Consider the following 15,159-nt stretch of genomic DNA (forward strand, 5'->3'; position numbering starts at 1 on the left):
CCTTTCCATGTCAGTCCTGCTTTGCAAATCGTCCGATTTTATATGGTTCCATCGGAATGTCAGTCGCGCCCTTGGCGATGATCTCTGCCATCGTCTCGCCCACGCCCGGTCCGATCTGAAAACCGGAGCCGGAAAATCCAAAGGCATAATAAAGCCCGCTGGTCGTCGCGCTCGGCCCCATCACCGGCTGGCTGTCGGGCATATAGCCCTCGATGCCGGACCAGACACGGATGATGTTGAGCTTGCCCAGTTGCGGCGCGAGCCGGCGAATCTGCTTCAACTGGCTCAGCGTATTCTGCGGCTCGACATAGGCACGATACTGGTCGGGGAAGGACGGGCCACGCGTGCTGCCGCCCAGCACGATATTGCCGCGCGCCACCTGTCGGAAATAGACCGTCTCCTCCTCCAGCGGCGTCATCACGCCGACGGCAGGGGGAATCGCATAGGGCACTGGTTCGGTCACGCTCATGTTGGGGCCGCGCGGCACGATCGGCACCGGCTCGCCAAACTGGCTGGACAGGGCATTGCCCCAGGCGCCGGCCGTGACCAGCAGGATCGGCGCGCGGAAGGTCCGCCCGTCGGCCGCCGTGACGATGAAATCCTCGCCCAACTTCTGCGCGTCGATAATCTTGGTATTTTCATGCACGACCGCGCCCAGCTTCTGCGCCGCGCGGGCGAAGGCGGGGGCGGCGAGGCGCGGATTGGCATGGCCGTCGGTCGGCGAATAGGAACCGGCCAGCACATCGGGACCGAAGAAGGGGAATTTGTCGCGCAGCGCATTGCCGCTCAGCAATTCGAGGTCCAGCCCCTCCAGCCGTGCCTTGTCCGCATAATCCTCCATCGCGCCGACCAGTTCGGGCCGCTCGCGATAGCAGACGCGGATATGGCCGGACTGGAGATATTCCACGTCCGCGCCCAGCAATTCGCGCGACTTGCGCCAGATGGCGATGGCGCGATTGGCCAGCGGCAGTTGATGGAAGCCGCGCCCCTGCCGCCGGACATTGCCGAAATTGGTGCCACTCGCCTGCCGCCCGATCAGGTCGGTTTCCAGCAGCGTGACGGACAACCCATGCCCGCGCAGGAACAGCGCGGCCGACGACCCCATCAGCCCGCCACCCACGATGATGACGTCGCTTGCGCCGCTCATTGCTCTTCTCCGATCGCGATGGTCAGCGGCTTGACCGGCGCCTGCCCGCGCAGGCGGCCGACCTGTTCGACCGGCACGCCGGCTTCGGCGGCGATCAGTTCGGCGGCGGCCAGCCCGCAATAGCGGCCCTGACACCGGCCCATGCCGACGCGGCTGAATGCCTTGGCCCGGTTCGCCTCCTTCGCGCCCGTTTCGCGCATGACAGCGCGCAGGTCGCCCGCGGTTACGCCTTCGCAGCGGCACAGGATTGCGTCGTCGGGCAGCTTTTCCGCCTGTTCCGATGGCCATGGGAAGGCCTTGCTCAAACCGCGCGCGAATTTGGCGTAGTTGGCGACATCGCCGCGCAGGCTGGTCATCTCGCCTTTGTCGACCGGCAGGCCGAGATCGGCCAGCGCCGCCAGCGCGGCCAGTCGCCCGCTTGCTTCGGCCGATCGCGCGCCCAAAATCTTTGCGCCATCGCCGGCCAGATAGACGCCTGCCACGCTCGCCCGACCGTCGCCGTCGCGCTCCGGCAGCCATTGCCGGGTGAGGGGATCGAAGGCGAAGGCGCAGCGCGCCAGATCGGCCAGTTGCGTCTCGGGACGCAGATGATAGCCCATCGCCACGGCGTCGCAGGCGATCGTCTCTTCCACGCCAGAGGCGGTGCGGAACCGCACCCCACTAACGCCGCTTTCCACGTCGCCGATGATCTCCACCGGGGTCACGCCATGCTGCACGGTGACGCCCGCGCGCTTGAGCGTCCGGGTCAGCGCCACGCCGTTCCACAGCACCGACGGCATCGCCAGCAGGTCCGGCAGAGCTTTCAGCCGTGCGGAGAAGGGCGACGTGTCCAGCACCGCCGCGACATCCGCGCCGGCCTCGACATATTGGCTGGCGACCAGATAGAGCAACGGCCCCGATCCCATGAACACGACCCTGTGCCCGATCGACACGGCTTGGCTCTTCAACGCTACCTGCGATCCGCCGAGACTATAGGCGCCGGCATAGTTCCAGCCCTTGACCGGCATTAGCCGATCGGTTGCCCCGGTGCAAAGCAGCAGCGCGTCGAACGGGAGTGCCTCCTGCACAGTGCCGTTCGCTGTCCACACCTGCCCGGCGGCGATATTCCACACCAGAGTTTCGGGCCGATAGTCGATCGCGCTCTTCAGCCCGTCGAATGTTTCGTGCAGCGCCTGCGCGCGCCCGGCTTCGGTGCCATAGAGCTTTGCATAGGAGCGGGTGAAATTGTCGGGCTGGCGGCGATAAATCTGCCCGCCGTCGCGCCGCCCTTCGTCGATGACGATCGGGCGGATGCCGGCCGCGACGCAGGCTTCCGCCGCGCGCGTGCCAGAAGGCCCGGCGCCGACGATCACGACCCTTGGGATTACGCGTGGTTCGGCCATGATGCCTCCGGCTGGCTGGTCAGGATGCGCTGGCCCGATGCCGCCAATGTGGAACAGGCGCGCAGCCGATCGCCGCTCTCCGTCCACACCCAGCAATCCTGGCACGCACCCATCAGGCAGAATCCGGCGCGCTTTTCCGGCCCGAACTCACTCTGGCGCAGGCGATCGCCCGCGCTCAGCAGCGCGACCATCAGCGTGTCGCCCTCCAGTGCCTCTATGGGCGCGCCATCGACATGCAGGGCAACGGGCGGGCGATCGGTTTCGCCCAGACGGACGAACCGGCTCATGATGCGATCAAGCTTTCATCTCCACGATGGCACAATATGCGGCTACCTTTGTCCAGCGGATGCCGGGGCGGCGGGGTGATGTTGCACAGGCCGTCCACCCGCGCGGCGCAGCGTGGCAGGAACCGGCACAGGTCGACATGCTCGCCCATCGCGCCGATCGGCGGGGGCGCCATGCCGGCATGGCTTTCCTCCAGCCAGCCGGCGCGCATTTCCGGCACCGATCCGATCAGCAGGTCGGTATAGGGATGGAAGGGCGCGGTCTGGAACGCCGCGCGCGGCCCGGTTTCGACCATGGTGCCTGCATAGAGCACCAATATATCGTCGCAAATGGCGCGCACGGTGGAAATATCATGGCTGATGAACATGGTCGCGATGCCCAGTTCCCGGCGCAGTTCCGCCATCAGGTCCAGGATCGCCGCACCCACCACCGTATCCAGCGCCGACGTCACCTCGTCGCACAATATCAACTGCGGGTCGGCGGCCAGCGCGCGGGCCAGGTTGATGCGCTGTTTCTGCCCGCCCGAAAGCCCACCGATCGGCCGGTCGATCAGGGCGACTGGCAAGCGGATGAGATCCAGCAGTTCCGCTACGCGCATCCGCGCAGCATTGCCCTTCAACCCATGGTAGAAGGCGAGCGGACGCTGCAATATCTGCCCTACGCTATGCGCGGGATTGAGCGCCGTGTCGGCATTCTGGAACACCAGCTGGATACGGCGGAACTGTTCGCGGCTGCGCCCCTGCAATCCCGGCGGCAGCGGTTCGCCGTCCAGCAACACCTGTCCGCTTGCCGGGGGCAGCAGACCGGCGATGACGCGGGCGATGGTGGACTTGCCCGAACCGCTTTCCCCGATCACACCCAGCGTCGCGCCGCGCTCGATCGTCAGGCTGATGTCGCGCAGGACCGGTATGCGCGGCCGGCCATCCTTGCCGATCTTGCCATAGCCCGCCGTCATGCCACGAATTTCCAGCAACGGCGCGGCGGGAATGTCGGCCTTGGCCGGCGTCGGGCGGATCGCGGGTCGGGCGGCGGCCATCAGCGTCTTCGTATAGTCGTCCGCCGGGCGATGCAGGATTTGCGCCGCCGCGCCGGCCTCCTTGACGCGTCCTTGATTGAGGACGACGATCTGGTCCGCCATCTGCGCCACCACGGCCAAGTCGTGCGACACATAAATGGCGGTCGCGCCGCGCTCCAGCACCACCGCCTTGAACGCGCGCAGCACTTCGATCTGGGTGGTGACGTCCAGCGCGGTCGTCGGCTCGTCCAATATGACCAGTTCCGGATCGGTGATGAGCGCCATCGCCGCCATCAGCCGTTGCAACTGTCCGCCAGACAGTTGATGCGGGTATCGCGACCCGATCGTGTCGGGGAAGGGCAGGGCGAGTGCACGGAACAGATCGACCGCCTTGGCCTCCGCCGTGGCGCGGGGCATCAGGCCATGGATCATCGCCGGCTCGATCACCTGATCCATGATCGTGCGCGACGGGTTGAAGGCGGACGCTGCGCTCTGCGCGATATAAGCAATGCGGTTGCCGCGCAGTTGCGCCAGCGCAGGCCGATCCAGCGTCGTGATCTCTGCATTGCCGACGCGAATGGAGCCGCCCGCGATCGTCGCGCCGGGCCGGGCATGGCCCAGCAGCGTCAGCGCGATCGTCGTCTTGCCCGATCCGCTCTCGCCGATCAGCGCCAGCACCTCGCCACGCTTCAGCGCAAAGTCGATGCCGCTGACGATCGGAAATGTCTCGCCCTTCGCATTGCGGGCGGTGACCAGCAGATCCTTCACCTCGACATGGATGGGGTCGGTCATGCGCGTTTCCCCCGGCCCGGCAATCCGTCGATCAACAGGTTTACGCCCACGGTCAGTGTGGCGATGGCGACGGCGGGCGCGATGATGGCCAATGCGCCTTCGCCCAGACCCGAAATATTCTCGCGCACCAGCGATCCCAGATCGGCGTCGGGCGGCTGCACGCCAAGGCCCAGGAAGGACAGGCCCGACAGCAGCAGCACGATGAACACGAAGCGCAGGCCGAAATCGGCGAGCAGCGGGTGGATCATGTTGGGCAGGACTTCGGCGATGGCGATATGGAAACGGCCTTCGCCGCGCGCGCGGGCGACCTGCACATAATCCATCTGGGCCAGATTCACGGCCAGAGCGCGGGCGATACGATAATTGCCGGGTACATAGGTGATTGCCGCGATCAGCAGCAACAGCGGCAGCGAGGAGCCGAAGGCGGCGACCAGCACCAGCGAGAAAATCTTGGACGGGATGGAAATCAGCATGTCCATGAAGCGCGAGAGCGGCTCGTCCACCTTCGGGCCGCCAACAGCTGCGGTCAGCGCCAGTGCCGTGCCGGTTGCGCTCGCCAGCATCGCGGCGGCGGCGGCCAGCCCCACCGTATAGCGTGCGCCCGACAACAATCGGCTCAGCACATCGCGGCCCAGATAGTCGCTGCCCAGCCAGTGCGCGGCAGACTGGCCGTCGAACACGTCATAGGCGACGAAAGCGCCGACCGGATAGGGCGCCAGCATCGGCCCGAAGAGGGCGACGGCCAGCCAGAAGAGCACCAGCGTCAGCCCGACCTTGCCGGACAAAGGAAGCGTCTTGGCTTGCGAAAGAACATTAGCGATCATTGTGCGCGCAGCCTGGGGTTGGCGAGGATCGCGGTGACGTCCGCAATCAGCATCAGGAGGAGGTAGGCCGCGCAGAAGATCATGGCGCAGGCCTGAAGCAGCGGCATGTCGCGGCTGGTGACGGCATTGACCATCAGGCTGGCGAGTCCGGGATAGTTGAAGATCGTCTCCACGATCACCGCGCCGCCCAGCAGGTAGGAGAGGCTGAGCGCCATGGCATTGACGATCGGCGCGATCGCATTGGGCATGATGTGCTTCAGCACGACCTGCACCGGCGCGACGCCTTTCAGCACGGCCATTTCGACATAGGGGCGGTCCATCTGGTCGATCACGGCCGCGCGGGTCATGCGCGCCATTTGCGCGATCACGATGACGCTCAGCGTGAGGATCGGCATGGCGACCCCGCGCAGATAATCACTCCAGCCCATCTCGTCCGACACCAATGCGATGGAGGGCAACCACCGCAGCTTCACGGAGAAGATCAGCACTGCGATGGTCGCGACCAGAAATTCCGGCACCGCGACCATGGAGAGGGTCGCAACATTGAGCGCCCGGTCCAGCCGCCCGCCCCGGTTCATCGCGGACCCGATGCCGATCGCCAGCGCCACCGGCACCGCGACCAGGGCAGTGAGGGCGGCCAGCAGCAGGCTGTTGGGCAGGCGGTCGGAAATCACTTCCGACACCGGCATGTTGGCGACCAGCGACTGGCCCGGATCGCCGCTCACCATGCCGGTCAGCCAGCTGGCGTAACGGACATAGGCCGGGCGATCGAGGCCCATTTCATGACGCAGCGCGGCGACCTGCTGCGGCGTGGCGCTCTGGCCCAGCGCTTCCTGCGCGGCGTCGCCGGGCAGCAACTGCGCGATGATGAAGATCGTCACCGATACCAGCAACAGGGTCAGCAGCGAGGATGCGAACCGCTTGCCGATCAGCGTCAGCGCGGCCTTCATGCCGCTTTGGGACGAGCCACCCGCCATCAGCCTTCCCACCACACATGTTCGGAAAATTGATAGCCCATCAGGCCGCCCAGCGACACGGGATACATGCCCTTCAGCCGCCGGTCATAGCCGTCGATCAAACTGATGAAGACCGGGATGCCGACGCCGCAATGGTCGCGGACCAGACCCTGCATCTCGCCATAAAGCTGCTTGCGCCGTGCCTGATCGGCCTCGCCCCGTGCTTCCAGCAACAGCTTGTCGAAACGGGGATTCTTCCATCCGCTCTCATTCCAGGCGGCATCCGACTTGTAGAACAGGCTGAACAGCAGGTCGGCGGTCGGACGCGGGTTGGTGTTGCCGAACCCGAGCGGATGTTTCATCCAGTGGGTCGACCAGTAACCGTCGGATGGCACCCGGTTGACCGCCAGCTTCAACCCCACGCGCGATCCATATTCCTGAAGGATCGACGCCATGTCGACCGACCCGTCCGCCGCCGGGGAGGCATAGACGGGCAGGCGCACGCCGGTCAGGCCGGCGCGCTGCAGATGCCATTTCGCCTTGTCCAGATCGAGGCTGCGCTGCGGCAGGTCGGCGCGATAATAGGGATGGAAGGGCGGGAGCGGCTGGTCGTTGGCGATCGTCGCATAACCGCGATAGAGCGCGCGCTTTATCAGCGGCCGGTCAATCAGATATTTCATAGCCGCAACGAAATGCGGATTGCCGGTCGGCAATTGCCGCTGCTGCATGATGAGGTTGGTGTAGAGGCCTGACTGGGTTTCCAGCAGCGCATGGCCCCTCGACGCCATGATCCGCTTGGTGGACCGCGGATTGACCGCGATCACCAGATGGACGTCGCCCGACAACAGCGCATTGACGCGACTGACCTCGTCCGGGATGCCGATCAGTTCGATCTCGTCCAGATAGGGTTTGCCCGGCTTCCAGAAATTCGGGTTGCGTCGCGCCAGCGTCCGCACGCCGGGGCTGAACTGCGCGCAGCGATAGGGGCCGGTGCCGTTGGCGCTACGAAAATCCTTTGTCCCCGCCCGCAGGATCAGGAAATGGGACTGCGCCAATATGGCGGGCAAGTCGGCATTGGGGCCGACCAGGGTGATGACGACGTCACGGTTGCCTGCGGCTTTCACCTGCGCGAACTGCTCGGCGATCGGCGCCATCTTCGATCCCGTCGCCGGGTCTTTATGCCGCAGCAGCGACCAGACGACGTCCTGTGCGGTCAGGCTCGCACCGTCATGAAAGGTCACGCCCTTGCGCAGGCGGACATGCCAGACTTTCTGGTCGCTGCTCTCGATCCGTTCGGCCAGCGCGGGGCGGGGGATCAGGTGGCGGTCCATTTCCGTGAGGCCGCTATAGAACATATAATGGCGCACATAGTCGGTCGACAGCGCGCCCTTGGCCGGATCGAGCGTATCGGCGGTGGAACTGGACAGGCTGGCGACGCGGATGCGCCCACCGATGCGCGGCTTGGCGGCCGCCAGCGCGCCATCGGGCAGGATCAGCCCGGCGCCCAGGCCAAGCCCCGCGCCCACAAGGGCGCGCCGGGAAAAGAGCGGCATATCGTCCATCAATGGATCACATCCTGCCATTTGTACCACAGGCCGACGAGCGGCAGGAACCAGGGCTTGCCGAAATGGCCGGGCACGCTGGGCCAGTCGAGGCCATCCCAGGGGTTGGCGGCCGGCTCGCCGCTCATCACCCGTGCCATCTGCTGACCCATATGGGTCGCCATCTGCACGCCATGGCCGCTATAGCCCATGGAATAATAAAGCCCGTCCTGCTCGCCCGCGCGCGGCAGACGGTCGGCGGTCAGGTCCACCATCCCGCCCCATACATGGTCGACGCCCACGCCCTTCAGCGCCGGGAAAATCTCACCCATGGTCTGCACCAATATGTGACCGCTCTTCACGTCCGATCGCGGGTCGCTGATGGCGAAGCGCGCCCGCCCGCCGAAGATCAGGCGATTGTCGGGCGCCAGCCGGAAATAATTGCCGATATTCTTGCTGGTCACATAATTGCGCCGCGCCGGCAGCAACTGCTCGATCAGCGCGTCGTCCAGCGGCTCGGTGGCGATGATGAAGCTGCCGACCGACACGATGCGGCGGCGGAAGAAGCCGAAGGGGCCAGTCGCCGGTGCGCCGCCGGTCGCGACCAGCAGCTGCTTTGCCGTCACCGTCCCGCGTGAGGAGGTCACGCGCCATCCCTGCGGCACCCGTTGAAAATCCGTGACATCGGCATTTTCGTAGATCTGCGCCCCGGCCCGCGCCGCTGCCTCGGCCAGGCCCACGCCGAACCGTCCCGGATGGACCTGCGCGCTGGTCGTCTGGATAAGGGCGCCGTGAAAGGCGTCCGATCCCACTTCCTCGCTTATGCGCTCCGGCGGCACCAGACGGACATTCTCGTCCACCTCCGCCGCCAGCAGGTCGTGCGCGCGGACCAGCTTGTCATAATGGGCGGGCTTGGCCGCCAGCTTCATCCGGCCGCAGCGGTTGAAGCTGCAATCAATGCCTTCCTCGCGCGCCAGTCGCTCGACCGTATCGACAGCGTCGCAATGGGCGCGATAATAGGCTTTGGCGATATCCTTGCCGAACCGGGCGGACAGCGCGCCATAATCATGAGCCGTGCCGTTGTTGCACTGGCCCCCGTTGCGACCCGAAGCCTCGCCGACGACGCGCCCCTTCTCCAGCAGCACGACACTGGCGCCGCGCCGGGCCAGCGCCAGCGCCGCCGACAGGCCGGTAAAACCGCCGCCGATGATGGCGACGTCAACCGATCCCTCGACGCCGCCCTTGGCCCCGCCCGTAAAGGACGGCGCGCTGGCCAGCCAGTAGGAGAGGGGAGATGCGTCCATGCCGCTTACAGGCCGACGACCGCCGGCAAACAGCCGATATGCGGGATTTCGACGTCGCGATAGAAGGGGTTGGACGGCTCATGACCGCGACCCACGAACACGCGGCAGCCGAAATGCAGGTCGGTCGCCGTATTCTGGTCGTAGCGGAAGCTGGAGGAGACGTGCATCATCTCTTCGGGCTTTGCGCCCAGCTGGTCGAACATATATTCGAACGCCTGCATGCGCGGCTTGTAGGCCTGTGCCATCTGTGCGGTGTAGACGGCGTGGAACGGTGCGCCCAACTGGCCGACATTATGATGGATCTGGTCGTTCATCGCGTTGGACAGGATGACGAGCGGGATCTTGTCGCCGATCTTGGACAGGCCACCGGCGACATCGTCATGCGGGCCCCAGGTCGGCACGGCGGCATAGACCGCATCGGCATCCGCCTCATTATAGGTAACGCCCCATTTCTGGCAGGTGCGGCGCAGCGAGTTGCGGATGATTTCCTGATAGGGTTCCCAATCGCCCATCACCTGATCGAACCGATAGGCGCTCCAGTCCTTGCAGAAGGCGGGCAGATTCTCCGCCGCGATCCGGTCGGCCATGAAGGCGGTCGCCATTTCGGTCATGCGGAAACGGGTCAGCGTGCCATAGCAGTCGAAGCTGATATATTTGGGCCGGAAATTGGGCATCGGCGGAGCGTCCTTTGCGGGTTCTAACGGTGGCTCGAAAGCCGTTTGACGATGAGCATTACGACATGGCGTGGCCGGAACATGCACCCGATTGGTTCGGGTCGGGGGGCAGATTTCGGCCTTTTATGCTATGGCATTCGGCATCATTTGCCGCGTCGCTTTCGTGCGCTCGATCCGGGGCGGATCATAGCCGAAAGGCCCTGCCCGGCACAGACGCACGGCATGGAATGTCGCGTAATCAATAGCCCTTGTCGCGTGCGACTTCGCCCTCCATCGGCTGACCCGCGCAAAAGCGGCGGATATTGGCGATCAACGCGCGCGCAGCGCCATCCGGGCGGGTCATGCTGGCGATATGCGGCGTAATCATGATGCGCGGATGCACCCAGAAAGGATGATCGGCGGGCAGCGGTTCGGGGTCGGTTACGTCCAGAACGGCACCCGACAGATGCTGTTCGTCGAGCAGAGACAGCAGATCATGCTCCACCAGATGCGGGCCCCGGCCGACATTGATGAGGGCCGCGCCTTTGGGCAGTTGCGACAGGTTGTCCCGGCACAAGATGCCGTGCGTCTCGTCGGTCAGCGGCAACAGGCAGATCAGGATGTCGCATTGGCTGAGGAAAGCCGGCAGCGCCGCTTGCCCGGCATGGCAGGTGACGCCCTCGATCGCGGCGCCCGACCGGCTCCATCCCGACAGGGGAAAGCCGAAGAGTTTGAGCGCCTGCAACACCGCCTGCCCCAGATTGCCCAGACCCATCATGCCGATCCGCCGTTCGCCCGCAGGCTTCAGCTTGATCGGTGCCCAGCGCGCCTCTTTCTGCGCTTCGCGATAGTCGATCAGGTTCCGGTGCAGCGCCAGCACCGCCATCGTCGCATATTCGACCATGCCGGCTGCGATGCCCGGCTCGATCATGCGTACGACCCGGACATGTGGCGGCAGGGCAGACATATCGAATTGATCGATCCCCGCGCCGATCGAAAAGAGGATTTCCAGATTTGGCAGGCTGGCAATCAACTCGGCCGACGGTGTCCAGGCGGCGAGATAGCGGATCGCGGCCGGATCATAAGTCTGGGACGGATCGACAAAGGCGACGTCCGGCGCTTCGACGGCAAAAATCTCGCGCCAGATGCGGCCGCGTGTCGGATCGGATGTGTAGAGCAAAGCCATGGGCGCAACCTTCCGGCATCATCAGGCAAAAAGAAACCGCCGCTGTCCCCTTGTCTTGGAGGGAGGGACAGCGGCGGCCGGTCGGGCTAGAGCATTTTGAAGTCAGCTGGCACAGCTGACGGCTCGCAAAATGCGGAAAACAAAATACTCCCGCCCCGAATGGAAGGATCAGAAGTCGAAGCTCGCCCGGACCGTGAAGGAGCGCGGGGTGCCCGGCTGAATCCACAGCGCCGAATAGGAGCTGGCATAATATTTCTTGTCGAACAGGTTGTTCACATCGGCCGACAGCTTGATCTGGTCGGTGATGTTGAAAGAACCCAGCACCTTGGCGATGGTATAGCTGGGCAGATAGAAATCCGCCGCCGTCTGGCCCAGCCGCTTGCTGACATGGGTTACGCCGGCGCCCAGCATCGCTTCATGATCGCCGATCGCAAAATTCTTGAACAGCAGAACATTGCCCTGATGCTTGGGAATGTTGAGAAGCGGGTCATCCTTGCGAACCCCGGCAGTCGCATAATCGTCGGCCCAGCCCGCGTCGGTATAGGCATAGGTCACGAACAGTTCGAACCCGGCGGGCAGCTTGGCATTGACGTCGAACTCCACGCCCTGACTCTTGGCCTCACCGACGGCGATCGACAGGCCGGTCAGCAGGTCGGCGGTCAGGACATTGCTCTTCTTCATCTTGTAGAGCGACAAGGTACTGGTCAGCTTGCCGTCCGGCGTCACGAACTTCGCACCGACTTCGTAGCTGGTGCTGACTTCCGGGGCGAAGGGATTGTTGTTGACGTCGACGCCGCTGTTCGGCCGGAACCCCTTGCCATAGCTGGCATAGAAGGACAGGCTGCTGGTCGGTTCGAACACCAGCCCTGCCATCGGGCTGAACTTGGTGTAGGCCGCCGGATTGGTGGTGCCCAGACGGTTGTCGATATTCTGGCTGAAATCGTCGTAGCGACCGCCGAACCGGACCTTGAACTGCTCGGTGATCTCGATCTGGTCCTGCGCGTAGATGCCCCACGCTTTTTGAATTTCGGTCGAATTCTGGATCACGGACGTCGGCGTCGGTGCCGGGATGGTGTAATCTGGGTTGAAGATGTCGATCGAATAGGACTGGTCTGCCGCCGTCGGGCGATAGCGCAACTGGAACGTATTGATCTTGAACTTGTCCCAATCGCCGCCGATACGGATATTGTGGACGATGGAGCCGGTTTCCAGCTTGCCGCTGATTTCGCCGCGGAACACCATATGGGTGGTGCTGTAATCGCGATAGCGGCGCTGGCGGGACAGGGTGCGGCCATCATCATCCAAAAGCTGACGGCCGAGCGCCGGAAAGGTGCCCAGCGCCAGTTCGGGATCGCTGGAATAGCCCTCGAACGTGGTATGCTTGTAGCCCGCGCCCAGCATCAGCGTCCAGTCGTCGTTGAAATCGTGCTGATATTGCGCCTGATGGCCCAGCACGCCGATCTTGATCGGACCGTCATTGGGGTTGCTCAGGAAGCGCGAATTGGGAATGGCGCCCAGATTATAGCTGGCGATTTCGCCGCTGGCATCGCGGATCGGGATCGCCACCACGCCGCGATCAAACGGCACTTCCTGCTTCACATATTCCAGTTCGTAGGTGAAGATGTCCTTGTCCGACAGCTTCGCCAGGAAGGACGGGGTCAGCGTATATTTCTGCGTTTCCACCGTATCGCGGAAGCTGTCAGCCTGTTCGGCCGAACCATTGATGCGCACGGCGATGCTGTCGCTCAGCGGCAGGTTGTAATCGCCCTCGACGCGATAGGTTTCCCAGCTGCCACCCGCGACCGAGAAACTGCCGCCCTGTTCGAAGGTCGGCTTCTTGGTGACGATGTTGATCGTGCCGCCTGGTTCGCCGCGACCGAACAGCGCGCTGTTCGGGCCTTTGAGCACTTCGATCCGTTCGACGTTCGATGCGTCGCGCGGGCCACCATAGCCGCGACCGCCGTTGAAACCGTTGACCAGGAAGCCGCTCGGAAAATTCTCGTCGCCGGCAAAGCCGCGAATGGCGAAACTGTCCCACAGGCCGCCGAAATTATTCTGCTTCGAGACGCCGCTTGCCAGTTCCAGCGCGGTATCGAGGCGGGTGATGTTGAGGTCGTCGAGCAGCTTGCCTTCCAGGAACTGTACGGCCTGGGGAATTTCCTTGACCGGCGTGTCGCCGAAATATTGGCGCTTCAGGCCGGTGACGACGATTTCGCCGTCGGCACTTGCGGCGGCAGGCTCCTGGGCCTGGGCCATGGAGGAGAAGGCGATGGCGGCGGTACTGGCGACACAGGCCAGACGGAGGGCGGATATAGTGCGCATGATGCTTTAACCCCTTATAAAATCACTGTTCCCTTATGTCCTGCGAACGTTGGGGGGCCGATTTGCTCTATCTATTCCCATGCGGACTTTGTCCTGTCATCGGGGCCGGCCCTTGGGTGATTTTCCACCTCTTCTGAAAAACGAGGCTAAGTTGAGTGACGGAAATATTACGTCAAACTTGGCTCATCGGACGGCGCAAAATTGTGAATCATGGCCGCCTACGACAAATAATGCTGCGCCGGATATTGCGGTCGGAATGCGCGAAAAAGCCGGAAAAATGGCCGCCTTCCGGGAATGGAAGGCGGCCCAGTCGACCCGACGCAGGACCGTCAGAGATATTTGAGCCACCATATGTCCTTGCGCTGCTGCTTGAGCTGCGCGAACCAGCGCGTAGGGAAATACAGCACCGGGATCAGGATGAAGACCCAGATCCACACCCAACGCAAATGATCGACGCCGAACACCGTGCCCTTGGTCGGCCCGTACATCAGCAGCGCGACATTATAGATCGCCTTCAACACGTAGAGATGCAGGATGTAGTAGAACATCGGCGCACCGCCCAGCATGGCCAGCGTCGGCATTGCCTTGCTCGCCTCGAACTTTTCGAACAGCGCCAGCAGCAGGCAGCCCGTGCCGATGGTCGGCATCAGGAACAGCAGCGAGGGCGGATATTTGGTCAGCGCCAGGAAGCTCATCACCGTGCGCAGCGGCGTTTCCGCGACGAACCAGGGCTTGTCGCCATAGACGTTCAGATACCGGATGACCACGAAGCCGAGGATCAGGCCAAGGCCCAGCTTGGCAAGGCGACGAATACGCGGCGCCGGATCGCTGCCGCGCGCGAACCAGGGGCCACAGGCATAGCCCAGCAGGATGACGCCGATCCACGGCAGGATCGGATAAGTCGTCTTGACCGCGATCCCGCCGATTTCGATCAGCGATCGCTGGTGCAGCACCGCCCACAGCGCATAGCCCGGCTGGTCGGCGGTCAGGCGGATCGGATCGAGCAGATTGTGCAGGCAGACGATGGCGAGGCCGATCGCGAACTGTGCCGGACGCGGCAGGTGCAGCAGCGCGGCGAGCGCAATCATGCTGAAGCCGATCGCCCAGATCACCTGCAACCAGATCGCCGTGGGCGGGAAGGCCGGCGCTTGCGTCGGCCAAGCATAGCCGACGACGGTGAATTCCAGGAAGATCAGGAACAGGCCGCGCTTCAGCAGGAATTCCGATACCTGCCCCTTGCTGTGCGACTGGCCATAGAGCCAGGCCGACAGACCCGTCAGCGCCACGAAGGTCGGCGCGCAGAAGGTGGAGAGCAGGCGGGTGAAGAAAAGGCCCGGATCGGTCGTGTTGGCGTCCACCGGGTCCGTGACCTGCAAATGCAGGAACCATGTTTCGCGCACATGGTCGACCAGCATGAACAGCATGACGAGGCCACGCAGCGCGTCGATCGCGATCAGCCGCGTGCGGGCCTTGGCCGCGCTGATCGGTGATGCCGTGGCGCGAAGGCCGATGGTGGGCGCTTGCCCCGATATGCTGTTCATAACCTCGGTTCCTGTCCCCGCTTCGCTCACTGCCTATGATACAACATATCATATCTGGCAAGAGGGCATCGCGCCTCTGATCGGCGACGCACCCTTCTTGATCGACGGGGACTATCGCCAGGGTTGGAAGGCTATGGACGGCGCACGACCGAATGTTCCGAATTTGTGAAATCGCGGAGCGGAAAATATCAAAAAAAGGGGCCGACGAAGC

Annotated in this window: 12 protein-coding genes; all 12 read right to left on the minus strand. The window is 63.9% G+C overall.

What is annotated here, in order from left to right:
* Positions 1-10: 10 nt before the first annotated feature.
* The gene (locus ACNHGR_RS22915) at positions 11-1,147 is read right to left on the minus strand and encodes an NAD(P)/FAD-dependent oxidoreductase (protein ID WP_475289193.1); all 1,137 of its coding nucleotides are present in this window, start codon (positions 1,145-1,147) and stop codon (positions 11-13) included.
* Positions 1,144-2,529 carry an FAD/NAD(P)-dependent oxidoreductase gene (locus tag ACNHGR_RS22920; RefSeq protein ID WP_475289194.1) on the minus strand — a complete coding sequence of 462 codons (1,386 nt, stop codon included), beginning with the start codon at positions 2,527-2,529 and terminating at the stop codon, positions 1,144-1,146. The genes ACNHGR_RS22915 and ACNHGR_RS22920 overlap by 4 nt, the downstream gene beginning before the upstream one ends.
* Positions 2,511-2,816, minus strand: coding sequence for a (2Fe-2S)-binding protein (locus tag ACNHGR_RS22925; RefSeq protein WP_221417183.1), 306 nt, complete (start codon positions 2,814-2,816; stop codon positions 2,511-2,513). Before ACNHGR_RS22925 ends, ACNHGR_RS22920 begins: the two co-directional genes overlap by 19 nt.
* Positions 2,813-4,621: an ABC transporter ATP-binding protein gene (locus ACNHGR_RS22930; protein ID WP_475289197.1), complete on the minus strand. Its 1,809-nt coding sequence runs from the start codon at positions 4,619-4,621 to the stop codon at positions 2,813-2,815. The genes ACNHGR_RS22925 and ACNHGR_RS22930 overlap by 4 nt, the downstream gene beginning before the upstream one ends.
* Positions 4,618-5,445, minus strand: coding sequence for an ABC transporter permease (locus ACNHGR_RS22935; RefSeq protein ID WP_475289199.1), 828 nt, complete (start codon positions 5,443-5,445; stop codon positions 4,618-4,620). Before ACNHGR_RS22935 ends, ACNHGR_RS22930 begins: the two co-directional genes overlap by 4 nt.
* Positions 5,442-6,422 carry an ABC transporter permease gene (locus ACNHGR_RS22940; RefSeq protein WP_221417184.1) on the minus strand — a complete coding sequence of 327 codons (981 nt, stop codon included), beginning with the start codon at positions 6,420-6,422 and terminating at the stop codon, positions 5,442-5,444. The genes ACNHGR_RS22935 and ACNHGR_RS22940 overlap by 4 nt, the downstream gene beginning before the upstream one ends.
* The gene (locus ACNHGR_RS22945; RefSeq protein WP_475289201.1) at positions 6,422-7,963 is read right to left on the minus strand and encodes an ABC transporter substrate-binding protein; all 1,542 of its coding nucleotides are present in this window, start codon (positions 7,961-7,963) and stop codon (positions 6,422-6,424) included. The genes ACNHGR_RS22940 and ACNHGR_RS22945 overlap by 1 nt, the downstream gene beginning before the upstream one ends.
* A complete protein-coding gene (locus tag ACNHGR_RS22950; RefSeq protein ID WP_475289203.1) occupies positions 7,963-9,246 on the minus strand; it encodes an NAD(P)/FAD-dependent oxidoreductase in 1,284 nt (427 codons plus the stop codon). The genes ACNHGR_RS22945 and ACNHGR_RS22950 overlap by 1 nt, the downstream gene beginning before the upstream one ends.
* A 5-nt stretch (positions 9,247-9,251) precedes the next feature.
* Positions 9,252-9,920 carry a haloacid dehalogenase type II gene (locus ACNHGR_RS22955; RefSeq protein ID WP_184274288.1) on the minus strand — a complete coding sequence of 223 codons (669 nt, stop codon included), beginning with the start codon at positions 9,918-9,920 and terminating at the stop codon, positions 9,252-9,254.
* A 238-nt stretch (positions 9,921-10,158) separates the two neighbouring features.
* On the minus strand, positions 10,159-11,085 hold the full coding sequence (locus ACNHGR_RS22960; RefSeq protein ID WP_475289205.1) for a 2-hydroxyacid dehydrogenase: 927 nt from the start codon (positions 11,083-11,085) through the stop codon (positions 10,159-10,161).
* A 168-nt stretch (positions 11,086-11,253) separates the two neighbouring features.
* A complete protein-coding gene (locus ACNHGR_RS22965; protein WP_475289207.1) occupies positions 11,254-13,407 on the minus strand; it encodes a TonB-dependent siderophore receptor in 2,154 nt (717 codons plus the stop codon).
* A gap of 329 nt (positions 13,408-13,736) precedes the next feature.
* Entirely contained in the window at positions 13,737-14,948 is a 1,212-nt protein-coding gene (locus tag ACNHGR_RS22970; RefSeq protein ID WP_475289209.1) for an acetyltransferase domain-containing protein, read from the minus strand.
* Between the last annotated feature and the right edge of the window lie 211 nt (positions 14,949-15,159).

Source organism: Sphingobium sp. RS1 (assembly GCF_056156825.1).

Excerpts from the sequence above, each read along its gene's own strand:
- ACNHGR_RS22970 (WP_475289209.1), bottom strand. The coding sequence starts at position 14,948 with ATGAACAGCATATCGGGGCAAGCGCCCACCATCGGCCTTCGCGCCACG.
- ACNHGR_RS22955 (WP_184274288.1), bottom strand. The coding sequence starts at position 9,920 with ATGCCCAATTTCCGGCCCAAATATATCAGCTTCGACTGCTATGGCACG.
- ACNHGR_RS22935 (WP_475289199.1), bottom strand. The coding sequence starts at position 5,445 with ATGATCGCTAATGTTCTTTCGCAAGCCAAGACGCTTCCTTTGTCCGGC.
- ACNHGR_RS22925 (WP_221417183.1), bottom strand. The coding sequence starts at position 2,816 with ATGAGCCGGTTCGTCCGTCTGGGCGAAACCGATCGCCCGCCCGTTGCC.
- ACNHGR_RS22940 (WP_221417184.1), bottom strand. The coding sequence starts at position 6,422 with ATGGCGGGTGGCTCGTCCCAAAGCGGCATGAAGGCCGCGCTGACGCTG.
- ACNHGR_RS22920 (WP_475289194.1), bottom strand. The coding sequence starts at position 2,529 with ATGGCCGAACCACGCGTAATCCCAAGGGTCGTGATCGTCGGCGCCGGG.
- ACNHGR_RS22930 (WP_475289197.1), bottom strand. The coding sequence starts at position 4,621 with ATGACCGACCCCATCCATGTCGAGGTGAAGGATCTGCTGGTCACCGCC.
- ACNHGR_RS22960 (WP_475289205.1), bottom strand. The coding sequence starts at position 11,085 with ATGGCTTTGCTCTACACATCCGATCCGACACGCGGCCGCATCTGGCGC.
- ACNHGR_RS22950 (WP_475289203.1), bottom strand. The coding sequence starts at position 9,246 with ATGGACGCATCTCCCCTCTCCTACTGGCTGGCCAGCGCGCCGTCCTTT.
- ACNHGR_RS22915 (WP_475289193.1), bottom strand. The coding sequence starts at position 1,147 with ATGAGCGGCGCAAGCGACGTCATCATCGTGGGTGGCGGGCTGATGGGG.
- ACNHGR_RS22945 (WP_475289201.1), bottom strand. The coding sequence starts at position 7,963 with ATGGACGATATGCCGCTCTTTTCCCGGCGCGCCCTTGTGGGCGCGGGG.
- ACNHGR_RS22965 (WP_475289207.1), bottom strand. The coding sequence starts at position 13,407 with ATGCGCACTATATCCGCCCTCCGTCTGGCCTGTGTCGCCAGTACCGCC.